The organism is Aquimarina mytili (genome assembly GCF_016735115.1).
Taxonomy (GTDB): Bacteria; Bacteroidota; Bacteroidia; order Flavobacteriales; family Flavobacteriaceae; genus Aquimarina; species Aquimarina mytili.
Window position 1 is genome coordinate 760,924 of record NZ_JAERQJ010000001.1, and the last position, 22,274, is coordinate 783,197.

General features: G+C 31.8%; 21 protein-coding genes. 7 read left to right on the forward strand and 14 right to left on the reverse strand.

All coding sequences use genetic code 11. The annotated features are described in order from the left end of the window. Positions 1 to 2 precede the first annotated feature (2 nt). From JJQ60_RS03360 to JJQ60_RS03380, 5 genes are read left to right on the forward strand one after another with little or no spacing between them, the layout of a single operon-like run. Positions 3 to 1,016 carry a glycosyltransferase gene (locus tag JJQ60_RS03360; RefSeq protein ID WP_201916611.1) on the forward strand — a complete coding sequence of 338 codons (1,014 nt, stop codon included), beginning with the start codon at positions 3 to 5 and terminating at the stop codon, positions 1,014 to 1,016. A gap of 1 nt (position 1,017) precedes the next feature. Next, a complete protein-coding gene (locus JJQ60_RS03365) occupies positions 1,018 to 1,980 on the forward strand; it encodes a CdaR family protein (protein ID WP_201916613.1) in 963 nt (320 codons plus the stop codon). A gap of 8 nt (positions 1,981 to 1,988) precedes the next feature. After that, entirely contained in the window at positions 1,989 to 2,600 is a 612-nt protein-coding gene (gene coaE / locus JJQ60_RS03370) for a dephospho-CoA kinase (protein ID WP_201916615.1), read from the forward strand. A gap of 51 nt (positions 2,601 to 2,651) precedes the next feature. Further along, the gene (locus JJQ60_RS03375; protein ID WP_201916617.1) at positions 2,652 to 4,217 is read left to right on the forward strand and encodes a sensor histidine kinase; all 1,566 of its coding nucleotides are present in this window, start codon (positions 2,652 to 2,654) and stop codon (positions 4,215 to 4,217) included. A gap of 3 nt (positions 4,218 to 4,220) precedes the next feature. Then, entirely contained in the window at positions 4,221 to 4,934 is a 714-nt protein-coding gene (locus JJQ60_RS03380) for a response regulator transcription factor (RefSeq protein WP_201916619.1), read from the forward strand. Between the two features lie 45 nt (positions 4,935 to 4,979). Here the strand turns inward: JJQ60_RS03380 and miaA are convergent, their stop codons facing one another. The 7 genes from miaA to JJQ60_RS03415 form a co-directional block, all read right to left on the reverse strand. Next, positions 4,980 to 5,885: a tRNA (adenosine(37)-N6)-dimethylallyltransferase MiaA gene (miaA, locus tag JJQ60_RS03385; protein WP_201916621.1), complete on the reverse strand. Its 906-nt coding sequence runs from the start codon at positions 5,883 to 5,885 to the stop codon at positions 4,980 to 4,982. Continuing rightward, positions 5,878 to 6,714: an ion transporter gene (locus JJQ60_RS03390; RefSeq protein WP_201916623.1), complete on the reverse strand. Its 837-nt coding sequence runs from the start codon at positions 6,712 to 6,714 to the stop codon at positions 5,878 to 5,880. The genes miaA and JJQ60_RS03390 overlap by 8 nt, the downstream gene beginning before the upstream one ends. Before the next feature lie 44 nt (positions 6,715 to 6,758). Continuing rightward, complete coding sequence (locus JJQ60_RS03395; RefSeq protein WP_201916625.1) at positions 6,759 to 8,129, reverse strand: exonuclease domain-containing protein; 1,371 nt, start codon at positions 8,127 to 8,129, stop codon at positions 6,759 to 6,761. Positions 8,130 to 8,370: 241 nt separating this feature from the next. After that, positions 8,371 to 9,039, reverse strand: a complete 669-nt coding sequence (locus tag JJQ60_RS03400) for a YggS family pyridoxal phosphate-dependent enzyme (RefSeq protein ID WP_201916626.1) — start codon at positions 9,037 to 9,039, stop codon at positions 8,371 to 8,373. 81 nt (positions 9,040 to 9,120) lie between these two features. Continuing rightward, a complete protein-coding gene (locus JJQ60_RS03405) occupies positions 9,121 to 10,359 on the reverse strand; it encodes a DUF1015 domain-containing protein (protein WP_201916627.1) in 1,239 nt (412 codons plus the stop codon). A gap of 157 nt (positions 10,360 to 10,516) precedes the next feature. Further along, entirely contained in the window at positions 10,517 to 11,404 is an 888-nt protein-coding gene (locus tag JJQ60_RS03410) for a 3-hydroxybutyryl-CoA dehydrogenase (RefSeq protein WP_201916628.1), read from the reverse strand. 34 nt (positions 11,405 to 11,438) lie between these two features. Next, a complete protein-coding gene (locus tag JJQ60_RS03415) occupies positions 11,439 to 12,404 on the reverse strand; it encodes a Gfo/Idh/MocA family protein (RefSeq protein ID WP_201916629.1) in 966 nt (321 codons plus the stop codon). A 151-nt stretch (positions 12,405 to 12,555) separates the two neighbouring features. Here JJQ60_RS03415 and JJQ60_RS03420 point away from each other — a divergent pair, with 151 nt between their 5' ends. Then, entirely contained in the window at positions 12,556 to 13,197 is a 642-nt protein-coding gene (locus tag JJQ60_RS03420; protein WP_201916630.1) for a protein-L-isoaspartate(D-aspartate) O-methyltransferase, read from the forward strand. 277 nt (positions 13,198 to 13,474) lie between these two features. Further along, positions 13,475 to 15,298, forward strand: coding sequence for an ABC transporter ATP-binding protein (locus JJQ60_RS03425; protein WP_201916631.1), 1,824 nt, complete (start codon positions 13,475 to 13,477; stop codon positions 15,296 to 15,298). Here the strand turns inward: JJQ60_RS03425 and JJQ60_RS03430 are convergent. The 7 genes from JJQ60_RS03430 to JJQ60_RS03460 form a co-directional block, all read right to left on the reverse strand. Beyond that, positions 15,293 to 16,078, reverse strand: a complete 786-nt coding sequence (locus tag JJQ60_RS03430) for a glycosyltransferase family 2 protein (RefSeq protein ID WP_201916632.1) — start codon at positions 16,076 to 16,078, stop codon at positions 15,293 to 15,295. The genes JJQ60_RS03425 and JJQ60_RS03430 overlap by 6 nt on opposite strands. A gap of 2 nt (positions 16,079 to 16,080) precedes the next feature. Next, positions 16,081 to 17,061 carry a hypothetical protein gene (locus JJQ60_RS03435; protein WP_201916633.1) on the reverse strand — a complete coding sequence of 327 codons (981 nt, stop codon included), beginning with the start codon at positions 17,059 to 17,061 and terminating at the stop codon, positions 16,081 to 16,083. 331 nt (positions 17,062 to 17,392) lie between these two features. After that, the gene (locus JJQ60_RS03440; RefSeq protein ID WP_201916634.1) at positions 17,393 to 18,310 is read right to left on the reverse strand and encodes a glycosyltransferase family 2 protein; all 918 of its coding nucleotides are present in this window, start codon (positions 18,308 to 18,310) and stop codon (positions 17,393 to 17,395) included. 3 nt (positions 18,311 to 18,313) lie between these two features. Beyond that, positions 18,314 to 19,360 carry a glycosyltransferase family 2 protein gene (locus JJQ60_RS03445; protein ID WP_201916635.1) on the reverse strand — a complete coding sequence of 349 codons (1,047 nt, stop codon included), beginning with the start codon at positions 19,358 to 19,360 and terminating at the stop codon, positions 18,314 to 18,316. 35 nt (positions 19,361 to 19,395) lie between these two features. After that, on the reverse strand, positions 19,396 to 20,472 hold the full coding sequence (locus JJQ60_RS03450; RefSeq protein ID WP_201916637.1) for an alginate O-acetyltransferase AlgX-related protein: 1,077 nt from the start codon (positions 20,470 to 20,472) through the stop codon (positions 19,396 to 19,398). 244 nt (positions 20,473 to 20,716) lie between these two features. Continuing rightward, positions 20,717 to 21,289 carry a hypothetical protein gene (locus JJQ60_RS03455; RefSeq protein ID WP_201916639.1) on the reverse strand — a complete coding sequence of 191 codons (573 nt, stop codon included), beginning with the start codon at positions 21,287 to 21,289 and terminating at the stop codon, positions 20,717 to 20,719. Between the two features lie 221 nt (positions 21,290 to 21,510). Then, on the reverse strand, positions 21,511 to 22,272 hold the full coding sequence (locus tag JJQ60_RS03460) for an FkbM family methyltransferase (protein ID WP_201916641.1): 762 nt from the start codon (positions 22,270 to 22,272) through the stop codon (positions 21,511 to 21,513). Positions 22,273 to 22,274 lie beyond the last annotated feature (2 nt).

The window sequence follows — 22,274 nt, forward strand, 5'->3', positions numbered from 1 at the left end:
ATATGCAAATAGATTTTTCCTTTATTATACCCGTATATAATCGACCGAATGAAATAGATGAATTGCTAGAGAGTATGGCAGATATGGATTATACTAATGCATACGAAATCGTAATTGTTGAGGATGGGTCATCAGAAACATCAGAACAGGTAATAGAAAAGTATAATGATAAGCTGTCTATAAGCTACTATCAAAAACAAAACACAGGCCCCGGAGATTCACGTAATTATGGAATGCAAAAGGCTCAGGGTAATTATTTTATTATCCTCGATAGCGATGTGATATTGCCAACAAATTACCTCTCTGAAGTAGAAGATTTTTTATCTAAAAACTTTGTACATTGTTATGGTGGCCCTGATGATGCACATGAAAGTTTTACAAATCTTCAAAAAGCGATAAGTTATAGTATGACATCATACTTAACAACCGGTGGTATTCGTGGTCGTAAGAATACATTAGGAAAATTTCAGCCACGTAGTTTTAATATGGGTTTATCTAAAGAAGCTTTTCAGGCTTCAGAAGGTTTTGGAGATATACATCCAGGCGAGGACCCAGATCTTACAATACGGTTATGGAAACTAGGATATGATACAGCATTACTGCCAGACGCCAAGGTGTTTCATAAAAGAAGAATTTCTTGGAAAAAGTTTTACAATCAAGTGCATAAGTTTGGATTAGTACGGCCTATTTTGAACCGATGGCATCCTGAAACATCAAAACTTACCTATTGGTTTCCGACATTGTTTCTCGGTTATATAGTGTTTTCGTTGATTTCAGTAATTTTTGGTTTTTGGTATTTTATTCTTTTTTTAGTTGGGTATTTCGTGCTCATATTCCTTGGTGCCACCTTTACTTTTAAGAATTTTTCTATTGGGATACAGTCTGTTATAGCCGTTTTGATACAATTTTATGGATATGGTAAAGGATTCTTAAAATCTTATTATTATATTCATTTATTGAAAAAAGAGCCGGAAAAGCAGTTTAGAGCATTGTTTTTCCAAAGCAGTAATTCATAATATGTCGAGTAATAGAAAAAAAAATAGATTTTCGCTAAAGAGGAATAATGTAAAAACCTTTTTGTTTTTCCTGATATTCACTTCAATTCTATGGCTTCTCATTCAGTTTTCTAAAAATTATACTCAAGAAGTTGAAGTGGCAATTCAATATACTAATCTTCCAGAAGGTAAGATTTTTAATGAAGAAAGCGATCAGCTTTTAAGGATGGTGCTCAACGGTAATGGGTTTAGACTCATGAATCATAATTGGAAAAAACCTATTCTATATTTTAATGTAGATGATGCCGTTTCAAGTAATGCAGATGAGTACTTTTTTTATGTAAATAAAGAATCTTCTATTTTAAAGAAAAAGTTAGATTTTAACGGAAAAGTGTTGTCAATACCTAAGGATACGTTACGATTAAAACTTGATGTCAATTTAGAGAAAAAAGTACCCGTTAAAACCCAACAAGACATCCAATATACGGTTGGGTACGGTAGTGATAAAGGGTTGGTGATTTCGCCAGATTCAGTATTGATAAGTGGTCCTTCAAAAATTATAGATACTATACAAGTTGTCAATACCGAGGATTTGAATTTAGAGGGTCTTAATGTGAATTATTCTTCAGAGTTAAATATTAATTCAGAAGAATTACCCGTTTCCATTGTTGTTGCTCCTCAAAAGGTAAAAGCCGATATTTTAGTGAGTAAGTTTACCGAAGGAAATCAAAAAATTCCTATTACGGTAAATAATGTTCCTGAGGGTATTGAAATTAAAATTTTTCCTAAAGAAATTACAGTGGTGTATCGGGTCGGATTAGATGTTTATAACGAGATTAGTTCTCGAGATTTTATGGTAGTGGCAGATTATGCAAAAGCTTCAGAAGAGAGCTCGTTTATGACATTAGAATTAACAAATACACCTAAGTCAATTCATGATGTTAGATTGCAAGAGAAACAAGTGCAATTTGTTGTTTTAAAATAAACATCTTTATGAAAATAGTAGGTTTAACAGGAGGTATTGGTAGTGGTAAATCCACGGTGGCTAAGATGTTTAAAGAGCTGGGTATATCAGTTTATATAGCTGATAATGAGGCTAAAAAGTTAATGAATGAAGATGAAATTGTAAAACAAAAAATTATAGCATTACTCGGAACTGATTCGTATGTTGATAATCAATTAAACAGGCCATATATTGCTTCAATAGTTTTTAATGATTCTTCTAAGCTTACGCAATTAAACGCAATTGTTCATCCGGCAGTAGCGACTCATTTTGATATATGGAAAAATAATCAAGGGGGTGAGTATGTGATCAAAGAGGTGGCAATTCTTTTTGAAAATGAAGGACATAAACAGTGTGATCATACTATTCTTGTTATGGCTCCTATAGATGAGCGAATTAAAAGAGTGTTAAAGAGAGATAAAACGACAAAAGAAGAAATACTTTCGCGAATTAATAATCAATGGGATGATACTCAAAAAATTCCACTGGCTGATTTTGTCATAAATAATATGGATTTAGAAGAAACTAAAAAGCAAGTGTGTGAAATTCATAAAAAAATATCTTCTCAAAGGGGTTCTAATGCTAATCTTTCATTTTGTTAACATTTGGTTAAACCGTAAAGTAGCTAAATGTTAAAGTCTTACTTTTGATTTATGAATAAACGGTTATTCGTATTACTGATAATCCTTATGAGTTTATCATTAATCGGGATTATTTTCGTTCAGGGATATTGGATTAATAATACAGTTGAGAATAATGAAGAACAGTTTTCTTTTAATGCTAAACAAATACTGATATCTGTATCTAACAGGGTGCAGTATCGAGAATTTGAAGAGATGTTTTTTCCTTTTCGGGAAATTCTTGATAGCATAGAAGAACCTGATAATAAAACAATACGTCAGCTTTTAAATATAAGTATTGATAATACCACAAAATCATTTGCATATGCTAACGGGATTTTGGAAGAAGATTATAAGTTGTTTTCATCTTTTATAAACTTTAATATCGATACGGTTAAATTAAAAAATATACTAAATCGAAATATTGATGTTACGACGCAGAACAGTCAAAACAATAACATAAAACAAAATTCTAAATCAAAATTAGAACGGATAAAAGGTCTAACAGACCTTCAGCGGAAGGATTATGAGATAGTTATTGGGCAGATTGCTAGTTTTATTCCAATACACCGAAGGGTTAAAAAGGAAGAGATTGAATATTTATTAAAAAAAGAACTTGAAGAAAGAGATATAAAAGTAGGTTTTGAGTATGCTATATATAGTAATGCTTTATCCACAAAAGTACGTTCTGATGATTTTAGTTTGGATCATCCTGCTACATATGCAATACCACTTTTTGTAGATAATGAAGGCATTAGTAAATATCAGCTGCTAGTAAACTTTACAGGTAAAAAACAATATGTACTCTCGACTATTAAAGGGATGGCCATATTATCTATAATATTTACATTGATTATCGTGGTAGCATACTCTAGTGCACTGTCTCAGTTAATGCAACAACGACAAATATCACAGATCAAAACGGATTTTATTAATAATATGACTCATGAACTCAAGACTCCAATAGCAACAATCAACTTGGCATTGGACTCTATTAAAAATCCTAAAATAGGAGGAGATCCAGAGAAAGTGCAACGCTATATGGATATGATACGTGAAGAAAACAAGAGAATGCATGCACAGGTAGAAAATGTACTTAGGATATCTCAATTAGAGAAAAATGAACTTAATATAAAGAAAGAGAGACAAGAATTACATGATATTATAGAAGATGCAGTAACTCATGTTTCTTTGATTATTGAAAATAGAGAAGGGTATATTAAAACACATTTAGGAGCTCTTAAATCATCAGTATTAGCTAATGATAGCCATATGACAAATGTAGTAGTAAACATTTTAGATAATGCTATAAAGTACTCTGAGACAGAACCTAAAATTGATATATATACCGAAAACGTAAAGAATAGTATAGTTCTTAAGATTCGTGACCAAGGAATTGGAATGAGTAAAGTTGCTCAAAAAAAGATTTTTGAAAAGTTCTTTAGAGAGCATACAGGAGATCTTCATAATGTAAAAGGACACGGATTAGGACTTACATATGTAAAAAGAATTATTGACGACCACCATGGTCAAATTTGGGTGGAGAGCGAAAGGGGAAAAGGCTCCACATTTATTATTAAATTACCGTTAATATCTTAAAATATGGAAACAGAAAACAAAAAGATTTTGCTTGTAGAAGATGATCCAAACTTTGGAACAGTATTAAAGGATTATCTAGTTATGAATGATTATGATGTTGTGCATGCTAAAAATGGTATGGAAGGCTTCGAAAAATTTAAAAAGGATGATTATGATATGTGCATCCTGGACGTAATGATGCCTTATAAAGATGGGTTTACCCTGGCAAAAGAAATTAGAGATAAAAATGAAGAAATACCAATCATTTTCTTAACAGCTAAAGCAATGAAAGAAGATGTATTAAAAGGGTACAAAGTAGGAGCAGATGATTATCTTAATAAACCTTTTGATAGCGAAGTGTTATTAATGAAAATACAAGCTATAATGCAGCGTAAAAATACAGAGTCTGTTGCGGATAGCAAACAGTTTGAATTTAAGATAGGAGGTTTTCACTTAAATTCTAAACTTCGTTTTTTAACCTATAAAGATGAAGATCCTATCAAGCTTTCGCCAAAAGAGAATGAATTATTACGTTTATTGGCTTTACATCTTAATGATTTAATGCCTAGAGAGTTGGCTTTAACAAAAATTTGGAGAGATGATAATTATTTTACTTCTCGAAGTATGGATGTATATATCGCTAAACTAAGAAAGTACTTAAAGAAAGATGAAAATGTAGAAATCCTTAATATTCATGGAGAAGGATTTCGATTAGTGGTTCGCGGAGAAGAATCATAGAAATTAATAACGGTAACAGTAGTCCAAAAAAGGTCATTATAAGTATTATAATGACCTTTTTTTGATCTCTAATACTACTGAATCGAGATCTGCTTCAAAATCGAACCATGTGATCTCTGTGTCTTTTCTAAACCATGTAAGTTGTCTTTTAGCAAAACGCCTGGTATTTTTTTTAATTTCAGAAATGGCAAAATCCAAATCCCATGTATGATCCAGGTAATTGAATATTTCTTTATATCCTACAGTATTCAGGGCATTTAATGATCTGTATTTATAAAGAGATTTTACTTCTTCAAGTAAGCCATCTTCAATCATAATTTCTACTCTTTGGTTTATTCTGTTATAAATGATTTCTCTTTCAGCTGTGATTCCTATTTTGATAGTATTAAACGGTCTTGTTTTCTTTGTAGCGGTTAAGAAAGAGGAGTAAGGTTTTCCACTACTAATACATACTTCAAGTGCCCTCATAATCCTATGTGTATTATGTATGTCGACTTTTTCATAATAGATAGGATCTAATGCTTGTAACTGCTTTTGTAAATGTTCAATGCCCTTGTCAGAGTACTCTTTTTGTAGTTTTTTTCTTATTTCTATGTCGATTTCGGGAAAACTATCTAGGCCTTTAGTTACAGCATCAATATAGAGCCCAGATCCTCCAACCATAATAACATAGTTGTTGCGAGTAAATAGCTCATTTATTTTTTCTAGAGCTTCTTTTTCAAATTCGCCAACGGTATATATGTCATGAATGCTTTTGTGTTGTATAAAATGATGTGTAGCTTGTTCTAATTCACCGATAGACGGTACCGCGGTACCAATACTCATTTCTTTATAAAACTGTCTACTGTCCGCAGAAATAATTTCACATCCAAATTGTTTTGCAAGTTTGATGCCTAGACTTGTTTTGCCAATTGCGGTTGGCCCAGTAATTACAATAAGATTTTTATTCATTATGTAAATCTTCTCCACATTTATGGCAGAATTTTGCACCATCTTTATGATCAGATGTGTGGCAATTAGAACACACCTGTGTATTTAGATTGATTTTTTTTGGTTTTTGACCAGAGGCATATTCGGCAGAAACAATACCCGTTGGAACCGCAATGATGCCATAACCTACCACCATAATCATAGCCGCTATTAGTTGCCCTAATGGGGTAACCGGTGCTATATCTCCATATCCAACCGTCGTCATAGTCACAATGCACCAATATACGCTTAAGGGTATACTTCTAAAACCACTTTGCTCGCCCTCCACCAAATACATTACGGTACCCATAATAATACAAAGCACAATAACAGCAAAAAGAAAGACCAATATTTTTGCGCCACTGTCTCTAATTGCTTTGGCTAACCTATTAGATTCTCCAATGTAACGTGAAATCTTTAGGATTCTAAAAACTCTTAACAATCGTAAAGCTCTAACGGCTAATAAGGCACTGGTACCTGTAATAAAAAATGACAAATACAGGGGCAGTGTAGATAAAAGGTCAATGATACCATAAAAGCTAAAGACATACTTTGATGGTTTTTTGATAGTGATAATTCGAGCAATATATTCAAAAGTAAAAAATACGGTAATTACCCATTCCCCATAATATAAAAATGTATAGAGAGAGTCATGCAATCCTTTTACACTTTCTAACATTACAAATACTATGCTCAGTACAATTAAAATAAGTAGAACTACATCGAATATTTTTCCAATGGGAGTATCGGCTTCATAAATGATACCATGTAATTGATCTTTCCAGGTTTTATGATTTGTTTTCTTGTTCAATTGTAATTGTAAATTTGATTAAAAATACTAAAACTAAAAAGAAGTTAACTTTTAGAAATAGGAACAACCTTTAACTTTTTATTCTTACGGGTATAACTTTGTATAATGTGTTGTACATCTCTATTATGCTCCATTGGAGTAATAATTGATCGTAGAATTTCTATATTGTTTATTTGATGGTTTAAATTAAAAAATCCAATACCCTTGAACTGTCCTTTTTCTATTAAGATAACGCTTTGCTCATCAATATTTCTACCACGATCAATAATAATCATATCTTGACTATCAAAAGAGTTGTTTTGAATTAACTGTTGAACTCGCACATTATACTCTTGTGGGGTTTCCTCTGAAATACAAGCACCAAAACACTGTTTTATAGTGTAATTAAAGCAATTATTCTTTCCGGTGTCTATACCAGTGAATTTTTGACAAAGATTGTATTCTTCTGTCCATCGATGTATAAAAGACTTAGCTTGTTGTCGATTAGAAAATGTGGTTATCACGGTTTTTCGATGGTCAACTTTCGCTATTTTTAGATTTATAAAACCATTATCATCTGTGAATTGATATAATGCCTGGTCAAATTTTGTTTTTCGTAATGCTCTGTTGTATTTGGGTTTGTTGCGTTTTATTTCTTCACTCTCTTTTAGGAGTGCAACAAGTTCACTTCCCGTAATCTCAAAAGATACACTTTCTACTTCTTGTTGTATTCTTCGAGATTTTCTATTATCATTTGTAAAATGTTGATTAAGACGTTTTTTAATGTTTTTACTTTTTCCAATATAAATTATAGTTCCATCCTCACGATGCATATAATATATTCCTGTTGCAATCGGAGCTTGTTCTACAAGTTTCAATAATTTATCATCGATCTGCTTTTTAGTATCTATTCTAACGGCTTCGGTAATTATACTTTTATTCGAATCTTTGGTTAGTAATAGTTTAAACAGTTTTACGGTAGCAAGTGCATCACCATTTGCACGATGGCGGTCTGATAATGGAATGCCAAGGCCTCTGACTAATTTTCCTAAACTATAAGATTCTTGATAGGGGATTAATTTTTTTGAGAGTTCTACAGTACATAAAGATTGTCTTTCGTATTCAAATCCTAAGCGAGAAAACTCTGTTCTTAAAATTCGATAATCAAAGCTTGCATTATGGGCAACAACAACGCATTCTGAAGTTATCTCCACAATTCTTTTGGCTACTTCATAAAATTTTGGAGCGTTACGTAGCATTTGATTATTTATGCCGGTTAGGTTTGCTACAAAAGGTTGTATAGGTCTTTCGGGGTTGACTAAGCTGATAAATTGATCTACTACCTCATGTCCGTCAAACTTATATATAGCAATTTCAGTAATACCTTCTTCATTGTATTTTCCTCCAGTAGTTTCTATATCTAAAATTGCGTACATAATTAGTTCGTAGTATTTAGTAATTGGGAGTTAGTCGTCCTAATGTAATGCATAGAGATGATAGCGTGTTGTGTTCTTTCATGGAAGAGTTCTTGCAAGAATTATAAATAAGATTAATGGGATTCATTGAATTTTGGTAGGTCATTACGTTTTTAAATTTTATACATTTCATCATTTAATACTCCCCTTATTAAGCCAGTAATTGCTAAAATAGGTTTTTTCGGTCGTTAACTCCTGAAACCTATCTAAGATTGTAATTTCTTGCTCCAAAGATAGAACTTCCTATTCTAACCATTGTACTGCCACAATCGATAGCATCCTTGTAATCTCCACTCATTCCTATTGACAGAATTTTTAACTTGGGATATTTGGATACATTTTGGTCAAAGAAACTCTTAATTTTTTGAAATTCTGCTTTCACCTGGTTTTGATCATTAGTAAAGGTCGCCATGCCCATCAATCCTTGGATATGCACATTGGTTAAATCCTTTACTTCTTGGGAATTCAATAATGCGATTGCATCTTCTTCGTTAAGACCAAATTTACTTTCTTCTTCGGCAATTTTAATTTGGAGTAAACAATTAATCGTTCTATTATGTTTTTTTGCTTGCTTGTCAATCTCTTTAAGTAGCTTTAAGCTATCTACGGCATGAATAAGATCAACAAAATGGGCCATATACTTAACTTTATTCGTTTGTACATGACCAATCATATGCCAGCGAATATCTTTTGGCATGTTTTCCCATTTTTTTGCCATTTCCTGTATTTTATTTTCACCAAATATGCGTTGCCCGGCATCATAGGCTTTCATTATTTCGGAAACAGGCTTTGTTTTAGATACGGCAACCAGAGTTACATCGTTAGTAAGTGATGTTCTGATATTATGCAGATTTCTTTCAATATCATTCATAAGGTGCAAAGATATTTAAAAAATCGTTTTCTGGGTTTAGAAGGTAGTTATGTGTTGTTCTAATTTATTAAATATTCTAGTTTAGAATTCGTAAATAGTAACTCCACTTCTGAGTTTGGGCTCTATATACGTACTTTTTGGAGGCATAATTAGGCCTTGATCTGCAATTTTTTTCATTTGTTCTACTGAAGCGGGAAACAAACCAAAACCAACTTGATATTCATTATTATCAACTTTGCTTTTTACCGAAATAATATCATTCTTACCGTGGGAATATTCGATCCTGGTATCAGTACGCAGATCGTTAATTCCTAATATTGGCTTTAAAACGGTTTTATACAAGATTTGAGCATCTAATTCTTCTAGGGCGTCGGCAAACTCATAGATTGTTTTTCTAAGATATAAAGAGTAGAACTCACCATCTAAATACATACTAAAATGATGTGGTTTTGAAGGTTTATACACTTCAATTCCTCTATTTTCGATTCTAAACCATTCATCTAATTGTATTAAGAATTCTTCTTTAGATAGTCCATTAAGATCCTTTATTAATCTATTAAATTCATAAATTCTTAAATCGGACTCCGGAATCAAATAACTCATAAAAAAGTTATAGGCTTCATCTCCTTTATGTTTAGAATTATCTTCTTTAAGTTCTTTTGCCAGAAGATAGGATGAAGCCGAACGATGATGCCCATCGGCAATGTATATGGTGTTTATTTCTGAAAAAGCTTTTTGTATAGTACTAATTGATTTTTGATCATCTACTTTCCATAGATAATGAGTATCTCGATATGTCGTGGTAAATTCGTATTCAGCTCTATTTTTGATCGTTTCTAAAATAATTTCAGAAATCACATCATTATCCGGGTAAGTGAGTAGTACCGGTTCTGCATTGAACCCTACAGTTTTTAGGTACTCCTTAAAGGTGTTTTCTCGATCTTGTAGTGTGTTTTCATGCTTTTTTATAATATCGTTTTCATAATCTTCGGCACTTGCGGCTGCTATAATGCCACAAAAGGATTCGTGTTCTCGATTTACGATTTTATATACATAGTAGCAGGGGGATTCATCTTGTATAAAAATCTCATCTTCTTTAAACTCTAGATATCTATTTCGAACCAGTTTATAACGTTCTTCTCCAGATATTTCTTTTTGATATTTATATCCAGGGTTTACAATATGAAGAAAAGAGTAGGGGTTGTAATCCATTCTAGAATCACGTTCGTTTGGAGTGTAGCTCTGGTAGGATCTAGATGCCACCAAGCTCACTTTATCTCTAGTCGGACGAATTGCTCTAAACGGATAGATTTTTGCCATATTCTTTCAGTGGTTAAATATTAAGTTTAAGTAGTTAATGGTTGGTTTTTTAGTAGTCTTTACTATACATCCATTGATACATACCAAGGGCTTTTAGTTTAAAAACGATCCAAGCATTCGTGTACAAATACTTAAATTAACCACTATCCTCTAACTACTATTTAAACTGCTTTGAAACCTTTTCTGCTTTTCTACTTTCAGAATAGTCGTAAAATCCTTCTCCGCTTTTAACTCCTAACTTACCCGCCATAACCATATTTACCAATAATGGACAAGGAGCATATTTTGGGTTTTTGAAACCATCATACATTACATTAAGAATCGAAAGGCATACATCTAGGCCAATAAAATCAGCTAATTGTAATGGTCCCATAGGATGTGCCATTCCTAGTTTCATGACAGTATCAATTTCGGTAACGCCTGCAACACCATTATATAAGGTTTCTATAGATTCATTAATCATAGGCATTAATATTCTATTGGCAACAAATCCTGGATAGTCGTTAACCTCTACAGGTACTTTGCCTAAGGTTTTAGACATTTCCATAATCGTATTGGTTACTTCATCAGAAGTATTGTATCCTCTGATTATTTCGACCAATTTCATAATGGGTACAGGGTTCATAAAATGCATCCCTATCACCATTTCTGGTCTGTCGGTAACAGCCGCTATTTGTGTAATAGATATTGAAGAAGTATTACTAGCAAGAATTGTATCTTCGGGGCAAGCTTCATTAAGTTCTTTGAAAATTTTTAATTTAAGATCAACATTTTCTGTGGCTGCTTCAACAACAAGGCCAGCATACTCTACACCTTCTTTAATATTGGTATAGGTAGATATATTAGCAAGTGTTTCTTCTTTATCAGCTTCAGAAATCTTTTCCTTAGCGATCATTCGATCTAGATTCTTTGTAATTGTTACTAGACCTTTATCAAGTGCTTGCTGAGAAATATCGATAAGCTGAACTTTAAACCCTTTTTGAGCAAAAGTATGTGCAATACCATTTCCCATGGTTCCTGCTCCAATAACTGCTATGTTTTTCATTGTATTTATTTAGATGTGGTGTGTGTTTATATTTTTAATGCTTGAAACAGTCTATAACTTTCAAGGCTACTTCTAATGCTTTTTTACCATGCTCAAGAGAAACTATTGGGGTGGTGTTATTTTTGATCGCTTTGGCAAATGTATCTAACTCATCTAAAATAGCATTGTTAGACGAAACATCAGGGTTGTCAAAATAAATTTGTTTTTTAACCCCTTCCGCATTTTGTAGAATCATTGCAAAATCATCTGGCTGTTCAGGAGCATCTTTCATTTTCACAACCTCACATTTTTTCTCAAAAAAATCTACAGAAATATAAGCATCACGTTGAAAGAAACGTGATTTCCTCATGTTTTTCAATGAAATTCTACTGGCAGTAAGGTTAGCCACGCAACCATTTTCGAATTCGATTCTTGCATTGGCTATATCTGGCGTTTCACTAATCACAGAAACTCCACTGGCACTAATATGTTTTACTTCAGAGTGAACTACACTTAGTATAGCATCAATATCATGAATCATAAGATCCAAAACAACAGGTACATCTGTTCCTCTTGGGTTAAACTCTGCCAATCTATGTGCTTCAATAAACATTGGATTGTCAATCTTACTAGCAACTGCAGTATATGCAGGATTAAATCGTTCTACATGACCAACCTGTCCTTTTACATTATTGGCATTAGCCAAGTTAATTAATTGCTGTGCTTCTGCAACGGTATTGGTAATTGGTTTTTCTATAAAAACATGTTTACCCGCTTCTATGGCCTGTTTTGCTACTTCAAAATGAGCAAATGTAGGTGTAACAATATCTACGACATCTACAGCATTGATTAATTCCTCAACAGAATTGAATAGTTTATATCCAAATTCTTCTACAATGGCCTGGGCCTGAGCTGAGCTTGCATCATAGAACCCTACAAGTTCATAATTTTCAGATTGTTCAAGAAGACGTAAATGGATTTTACCAAGGTGTCCCGCACCGAGTACTCCGGCTTTGAGCATAATTCAAGATTTTACACAAAAATAGTATTATTTATAAATTTTAAATCCTAATTATATCTAAAAAGCAAAATTTTAATTCTAAAGCCTAAATAGTTTATTAATCTTTAAAATCTTTATGTAATTTTAGCCTGCTAAATAACCCTCAGAAATAGTGAAAGACACTCTTAGACATGCCGGAAAACGAAAACAATTGGTTGATGTTTTAATCCAAAAAGGAATTAAAGACAATGCTGTGCTAATGGCTATTGGAAAAATACCGAGACATTTGTTTATGGATTCTGGTTTTGAAGATCATGCCTATCAGGACAAGGCATTTCCGATTGCTGCAGATCAGACTATTTCACAGCCTTATACTGTGGCTTTTCAGAGTGAATTATTGCAAGTTAAAAGAGGGGATAAGGTACTGGAGATTGGTACAGGATCTGGTTATCAAACGGCTGTTTTGTGCGAATTAGGAGCTAAGGTATATAGCATAGAACGCCAAAAAGAATTGTTTAAAAAGACAAAATTATTTTTATCTAAGTTAGGGTATCGACCTAAACATCTATCTTTTGGTGATGGATATAAAGGGTTAGTAGAGCATGCTCCTTATCATTCTATTATTGTTACTGCAGGAGCTCCTTATGTGCCTAAACCTTTATTAAGTCAATTACAGATCGGTGGTCGTTTGGTAATACCTGTTGGAGATGATCCACAGATAATGACCTTGTTTGTTAGGAAATCCGAAAAAGAATTTGAAAAACGTGAGTTTGGGGAGTTTAGATTTGTACCCCTGTTAGAAGATAAAAATTAAATGTTGTACGAGTTTTGGATATTCTTTTTGTATAGAATAGATTAAGACCTAGCCCTTTTCGAGAATTGTAATAATTAAAAATACTGACATTTCTACAGTAAAACCTGGACCATAGACTTGTAAATTTTAAGTGGTATTAAAATTGCAATCAGCTCTTATAGATAGAACCCAAAATAAAGTTCTATTTTTGTGCCTAATATCTTGTTGTAAAGTACATGAAAAATTACTTTAAGCGAATGCTATAAGACAAGATTTTATTCTAAACGAATTTGAATTAATGAATTATTTAAAGAAGTTATCAAGGTTTATTTTACCTTATAAGAAATATGCTGTTTTAAATATTGTTTGTAATATTTTTTATGCGCTATTTAGTACACTATCTATGGTCTCATTAATGCCGATGATTAATGTTTTATTTGGAGAGAGTAAAAAGGTGACTGTAAAGCCCACCTACGAAGGAATAAGTAAAATCAAACCCTATTTAGAAGATTCACTTAACTATTTTGTAACATCTGTATCGCTTAATGATGGTCCGCAGCAGGCATTGATGTATATGATTGTTTTGATTATTAGTTTATTTCTTCTTAAAAATTTGTTTAGTTATCTAGCCGTTTTTTTTGTTACTTATCTTAGAAACGGTGTTTTAAAAGATTTGAGAGATAATATATACGATAAGGTTATTAATTTGCCAATTTCTTATTATTCGGAAAAAAGAAAAGGTGATATTATAGCCAGAATTTCGGGAGATGTTAACGAGGTTCAGGTATCATTACTATCTGTTTTAGAACTGATTGTTAGAGAGCCGTTAACCATTGTTTTTGCCATTATAACAATGTTTATTATAAGTGCAAAACTCACCATATTCGTATTCTTATTTATCCCTGTGGCGGGTTTTATTATTTCTCTTATTGGTAAAAGGCTAAAAAAGCATTCGCAAAAAGTACAAGAAGAACAAGGGTTGTTTTTATCTACTCTTGAAGAAACATTAAGCGGATTAAGAGTTATAAAAGGGTTTAATTCTGAATCCTATTTTAATAAGAAATTTCAAGATTCTACCAATAGATTTTTTCGTTTCTCAAATAACTTGGGACATAGACAAAATTTGGCATCTCCGACTAGTGAGTTTTTGGGTATTGTAACTATTGCCGCTTTACTATGGTATGGTGGGGGCATGGTCTTGGTGGATCATTCTCTGTCGGGAGGAGCTTTTATAGGGTATATGGCTTTATCATATCAAATATTAACTCCGGCTAAAGCTATTAGTAAGGCAAGCTATAGAGTAAAAGCAGGAAATGCTGCTGCGGATAGAGTGTTAGAAGTTTTAAATACCATTTCTCCATTAGAAGATAAACAAAATGCTATTGTAAAAGATGATTTTGAGAATCAGGTTTCTTTTGAGAATATTTCTTTTAAGTATAAAGATGACTATGTGCTAAAAGATTTTTCGCTTATGATTAAAAAAGGAAAAACGGTGGCGCTGGTTGGACAATCGGGTAGTGGAAAATCGACTATTGCAAATTTAGTGACTCGATTTTATGATGTAAATAAAGGTGCTATAACAATAGATGATAAAAATATTAAAGATCTTACTAAAAACTCGTTACGTAGTTTGATGGGATTAGTAACTCAGGATTCGATTTTATTTAATGATACGGTAAAGAACAATGTTTTACTCGGAAAGCAGAACGCCACAGATGATGAGGTTATAAGTGCATTGAAAATTGCAAATGCCTGGGAATTCGTAAAAGATCTTCCTAAAGGTATTCATACTAATATTGGTGATTCAGGAGGGAAACTATCGGGAGGGCAAAAACAACGATTGAGTATCGCTAGGGCTGTACTTAAAAACCCACCAATCATGATATTGGACGAAGCGACATCTGCATTAGATACTGAAAGTGAACGTTTGGTGCAAGATGCTTTAGAAAAAATGATGCAAAATAGAACATCAATTGTTATTGCCCATAGATTATCTACGATTCAGAAAGCAGATACTATTGTGGTTATGCAAAAAGGGGAAATAGTTGAACAAGGGACGCATACCGAATTACTTGCTAAAAATGGAATGTATAAAAAACTAGTTGGAATGCAATCTTTATAATTTTACAAGTCCGTTTTTACATTTGGTGATTTTATTTTTTGCTGTTTCTATGTTGATTTTATCACCTAATTCTGTGTTTCCTCTTGGAGCTTCTTTATGATAAATATGAAATTGTAGTGCTATATGTTTGATACGTTTAGAAGAGATTCCTGAATTCAATAAGCGTTGTGCAAAATTAAAATCTTCATACCCCCATCCAATCAAATCTTCATTATATCCATTTATTGCAACAGCATCTTTTCTCCAGTAAGACATATTGCAACCTCTTAACTTACCCGAACTTTGATTACTTTTTTTGGTTAAAAATTTGCTGAATAGGGGTAAATATATTGCCCGACTTCTTCTTAATAAGCCTGTATTCGTCCAATGAAACTTGATTTTTTTGTTTTGTAAGACTTTTTTTGAGTATTCTTCTTTAAGAGAAATACGACTTCCAAAAAGGTAGGTATTTGGTTCTGATTGTCTAATATGATCTTTTATAAAATGTTTATGAAGAATGACATCACCATCTATTTGAATAATATAATCCGATTGAATCTCTTGCAGAGCTTTATTTAAAATCACTGTTTTAGTAAACCCCACATCTTCATGCCAAATATGTTTTACAGGAATAGAAAATTCCTTTTTTAATTTTAATATCAACTGGTCTGTATCTTTTGTAGAACCATCATCAGCAATTGCAATCTCATTTGGCAAGACACTTTGAGAGGCAACACTACGTAACACTAGTTCTAAGGCTTCGGGCCAGTTGTATGTTGTAATCAATAGCGTAACCGTCATCACTAAGCAGTCTTATAATTATCGGCAAGATCAAAGACTTCATTTACCCAGGACGAAATATGATATTTGTTTACTATTTCGGGTTTGACTTCTTCATAAGGAGTGGTGAAAAAAGTTTCTGGTATATTAATATTATCACTATCTACAATGGCGATATTATTAGGATTATAAAAATCGTAGTTAGCAATATCTTTATTTGTAGTTATGATTTTCTTTTGTAATCCTATGGCTTCAAAAATTCGAAAAGACAATCCTTTTTGTTTTGGTCTTTGTAGGTCTAAAAGGATATTACTTTTGCTAACAAAATCTGAAAAAATAGTTTTTAACGGGTAGGTTTTTTTTGTGATTTCTATATCATAGGTTTCAATCAACTCCTCGTTATCCCCTTTATCATATGCGATCAGTTTATAATCGATATTATGTTCTTTAAAATATGCCACAAATTGAGGTAAAACTTTTGATCTTTTATCTAAAGAACCAATATTAAATATGTTGTATTCTACATTTTCATTATCAAATGTTTTAATATCAAAATAGATGTAATTGGTAATGAAACTAAAATTGTATTCTGCCACATCTTTGGAATCAAAGGAATATACTTTATCAAAATAAGGATATATCTTTTTCATTCTCGGATATCGATCAAGACTATCATTGAAGAAAGTAATTAATTGATCAGTATTCTTACGTATCTTTTTTATTGTAGATAGTGATAGATCGTCTCCTTTAATTATTAATATAATATCTTGTTTTTCTTGATTGGATAATAACCTTAATAATACCTTATTCAGATGTTGTCTTTTGAAATTGTAATTGAATAGATTTTTTGTAAAGAAATTAAGTAGTTTATGTAAAAAAGAGGGATATCTATATTTTAGTTTGTAAAAGTCCAGATGCCTAGCCTTGATACCTCGATTTTGAAGCTCTTTTGCTATGTATTTGTTATAGCCCCATTTGTCTAAACTAATAATAGTTATATTCACAATATCAATATTTTAATTCTAGTTTAAGATCTAAACTTTTACTATTTATATGTATTGGGTATAGGTCTACAAAATTGTTAAATGTTCTTAAAATTATTGGTGTAAAAGAAGGTGCCATAATCTTATTGAAGTTTTTATTACATGAAAATGTAACAAATTTATACAGCAATATAGGTAATATTCTTTTCAATTTTAAGGTAAATTTAGGGTTTGCAAAGTTATTGTTTTGTTTATTAAAATTCAAATTAAAAAAATATAAATCAGGTATTTAGCTTGAATTGAAGTATGTTTTACTTCTAGAAATTAATCATTTCAAAAATTCATCAAGGCATCATTTGATTTTAAAAAACATATTGGCAATGTAGACTATTTTATTGATATTGTTCTTTTTAACAATTTTTAGTAATTCTTTTCTGTTTTTATAAAACACAAAAATTCTTTTAAGATTATTGAACAATGAAAAGTTGCGATAGGACTCTTTTATGGATAAAATAATTCTTTTTTCTTTGGTAAAAGCGTCAGGGCACTTTTCGTAAAAGCTATCAATTCTTTTTCTTTTTTGGATATATTTTAGTCTTTTAGGCTTTTTTTCCTTTTTGGCTTTCTTATTCTTTTCGCTAGATGCGATAACATTATTTTGATGATGTCTGTATTTTATCAGGGGCTCATCTAGGTAATAGATATTATTTTCAATACTGGCTACATATGCCAACCACCAATCATGGGGTATAAAATCTGGAAAAGGGATTGCCTTTTCATAAAGCGACTTTTTAAAAAGCGCAGCATGACCGGACACACAATTATCAATTAGCAAGTTTATAGGAGTGTTGATACTAATCAAGTTTTTGGTTGTAGAAAAACTACTTCCTAAGTTCTGTAAATTTTCATCAACAAATATAGAATCACAATACACCAAATCATAATGATGTATGTGATTCATTAATTTTTCAATTTTAGTAGGCATCCACCAATCATCCTGATCTGATAATGCAATATAAGCTCCTGTAGCCAGGGCAATACCTCTTTCAAAATTTTTGATATATCCAACATTAATATCATATGCATGCATTTTGATATTGCTATGCATCTTGTCGTATTTTTGTATAACATCTAAAGTTTCATCAGTAGAAGCATCATCCACAATAATAATTTCTAGCGGGGTATATGTTTGCTGTAGTATACTTTCTAATTGTTCTGAGATGTATGAAGCTCCATTATATGTTCCTATAACTATAGATACTAATTCCATGAGTTATATCTTATATTTTGATTTAACTTTCTTGTTTCGGATCTTAAATATTTTATAAGAAGCATAGCTATAGGAAGAAGAAAATTTATCCAAGATAAAATCACTTAATTTTGAGTCTTTGTAAAAAGGAAATACGTTTTTAAATCCATGTCTCTTATAGGAGGACACGGTATAAAAGTTTTTAATAATTTCTACATCTTTTTTCGGGATGAACTTTTTTACCTCACTAAAAATAGGGTTGCTTATAATTTCATAACATATCTGTATTTTTTCATAATACTGTATATATAGAAATTTATAAAATTCTTTTTTATCCTCGGTATTTATTTCGCTATTCTTCATGGACTCTGAAGAAGTGTGTACTCTAAATTTTACCAGCTTATCACTTATAAATACAAAATCATGTACAAGAATTTTATTAAGAATAAAGATATAATCGATAAGTTGGAAATAATTATTTGGAAAATCGTTTCTGCTATATTGTTCTTTATTAAATAAAAATGTAGGAGGTTCGCCAATACAGTTGTTAAAAATATGTGGTGCTATGCGTTGAGCAGTTTCTTTTGGAGCGTATAGGCGTTCTTCTTTGAATATTTTTTCAGTTTTTGGAAGCCTTTCTGAATAAAATAATTTAATTTTTGGATTAAATCCTTCTTCAAAAAAATACTCTCTGTTGCATATTACAAAATCAACTTTGTGCTGTATTGCGCAATTGATCATTCTTTCAACGCAATTTTCTTCTAAAAGATCATCCTGGAAGAGAAATTTAACCCATTTTGAAGAAGCCTTATCCACTGATTCGCACCAGTTACCAACTAACCCCAGGTTTTTGCTATTTCGATATACCTTTATACGGCTGTCATTTTTGGCATATGATTCACAGATCGCAACAGTATCATCAGAAGAGTGATCATCTGTGATAACAATTTCGATATTTTGATAAGTCTGACTAAGCGCACTATCTAATGTCTCTCGAATATGTTTACTTCCATTATACGTCGGTATGCATAGAGAAACTAAAGGTGATTTTTCTTGATCTGTAACGTTCATTTATTACTATTGGGAGTTAATTGTGACGAAAACCACTAATTTGGAGAATGATTAAAATTTTCGGTTAATAAAATATCAATGTTTCTTTCAACAAGTTCATAGCATAAGATATCGGGTTTTTCAGATTCGATAAGTTTTTTGTTGAAATTATGCCTCCAAATAAAAAGAGATTCACCAAAACTATCGGCAATTGATTCGAAATAAGCTCCAAAAAAAGAATCTCTTAACACCATAATTTTTAACTCATTTGCAGGGCTTTTATATCGTTCTTCATAAAAATGATCACCAAAGTGGTAGTTTAAAGGAACGGTAAGTGTTTTTTCTTGAGCAGTAAAACTAAAAGGTTTTATAGGCTTAACATTAATAAACTCTTCATTTTGTTCTAGAAAAAGAGCTCTGTTTAGATCTCCTATGTGTGCCCAGAATTTTTCAACTTCCATATCCTTCATGGTTCTATAATTGAAATCTACACCTTTAAAATCGGGCATAATGGCTTCTAAAGTAGAATTGTAGGCATAGAACGCTCCATAGTGATTCCAGTGAGAATCTGTTTTATGATACAACCTTAAACTATCATTTTTCGGAAAGTTAGATCCTAAGTCAATAAAATTAATACCTAGACTTTGGCATATAGAGTCTAATTGCTCGAACTTTGTTTTTCGATGACTCTTTTTAATAGGAATCATATCTCCATATATAGTATGCTTATTTGGAGCAATAGAAAAGTAGAATTTTATATTTTTCTTGTCTAGCCATTCTTTCTTTTCTGAAAGGTTTTTAGCAATCTTAGATAGTTCTTTCTGATTAAACGTTATTAATCCTTTCGACTCTGATAAAGCATTACTGAATTTATTTCCTAAAAATCTCCAACCATTTTTGGCGTCTACCACTCCGTTAGGAATTGGTTCTGCATCAAAGAAAGTGGTTTTCCCTAAAGAGTACATTTTAAATAAATCTGATCTCAATGGAAAATTTCGTTTAAAATTTAAACTTATTTTCTTTTCCTGTTTATTTACAGGAGTGACTTTAATTTGAAGAATTACAAAAATAAACGGAATAGAAATTAGTGCAATAAATACAATGATAAATATTTTAGTTACTCTCTTTTGCATGCCAAAGTCTTATTGAGACATTTTATTGTTACTGATTTAAGAGGATGTTAAAAGGTCTTAATTCAGTCTCTAAATTAGTGTTTTTGTTATACGTGCAAATGTACTGATTAAATGAAACATCTCTTAATTATTGTGTTTCTTTGAACAGCAGAAAGACAAAACAAAATAAAAGATCGCCTAACTAGGCGATCTTTTATTTTATTCTTTTAAAATTTGTTGTTTCCAAGACTAACTCGGTAAATTCCTATTGTCTTTTATAATTAAAAAACCTCTCTTCTTTAATTTCTAGTGTTTCTCCGCTTAATTCCGTTGTGTACTTTCTCGAGTTGATTCCACTTGATCCTATATTTAAAATCCCTCCCGGATACAACGTACCGTTTAATTGAATTATTCCATTTTCATCTACAAAAGTGATAACATCATAACCAGGAACTTCTATTGTTATATTGGTTCCATCAGAGTAAGGACCCGGAAACCAAGTATATGTTTTTAATACTTCTGCTGTTGAAGAGCATGTTAATTGATGCTCAAGTTCATTAGTACTACCTTCTGCAAATTCCAGAGATACCCCGAGTAGGGATGAAGATGTGATTGTGGCTGTACCATTAGCATTAATAACAATTTCTTGAATAGAACAATCTTCACTAGTAACGTCTATGGAAGTGGTGGATAAGGTTTCATTGTTTTCAAGAAAACTGCTTACAAAGCCTCTGTTGAATTTATAGGTTCCAGTATAGTCTGGTCCGTCGTCGTCAGATGAGCAAGAAAAAATTACAGTCGAAATAATTAGTAGTAAAAATAATTTGGTTTGTTTCATGTTTAATTTTGTTAAGCATTTACCTGTTAAGGTGTTTTGCGTGTGGTTATTGATTTTGACATGAAAGACCCGTTTGCAACCTAAGATGTTGCAATAAATTTATTTTTAAATTATTTTTTCGTGAAATATATTGAACCGAGGTATGGCCTTATTCGGTTGTTTAATAGTCTGTTTATAAGGTGTTTAAGGTTTAGTTTTGTTCTGGATTTAGGGTATTCAATTTATTGTAAAAATTTACTATTGTAATAGACCAAAGTTCCTCCATTGGTAGTCGTGTACAATCCAAAATCATACTCATCCAAGGCTTTCATCACGGTAATAGAACATTTGGGTACCATTCTATCATGTGTCTCAATCATAAGCACATTAACCTTTGGGAGCCAATGCTGATAATTAGACTCAAATAGGTTTTTTTCTGCACCTTCGATATCGATTTTTAAAATATCTATGGTATCCCAACTGTGATCATCGATAATTTGATCTATTGTTATTGACTCTATATCATAGTCATCTTGTGTAGATTCTTTTATAACAAAACTATTTGTAGCATTAAACGGATCAAAAATTTTGAAGTATGAGTGTTTGTTGTAGAGTCCTTTGTTTAGAATAGTGATGTTCGTATAACCTTTAAGGTTTTTGCGAATCATTTCAAGATTACCGCTGTCAATCTCAATCAACGCAATCGCAGAATCTGGATACTTCATTTTGAAAAAGAGAGAGGCTAAACCAATATTAGCACCTGCATCAATTATGGTTTTTGGTGCTATGGGTAAAGGTAAATTGTATATGTTGTCGATGAAAACTTCGTCAAAAGTTTCATGATCTTTTGTGTTTTTTCGCAGATGTATTTGCGAATTATCAGATAAGGTAATGTTCTCCTTTTCTTTTTTTAATGCATTGGATATTTTGATGGAATCAAAAAACGAGAAGTTACGTTTTAAGTTACTAATACCTGATATTTTTCTTAAGATTTTAGTTTTCATGC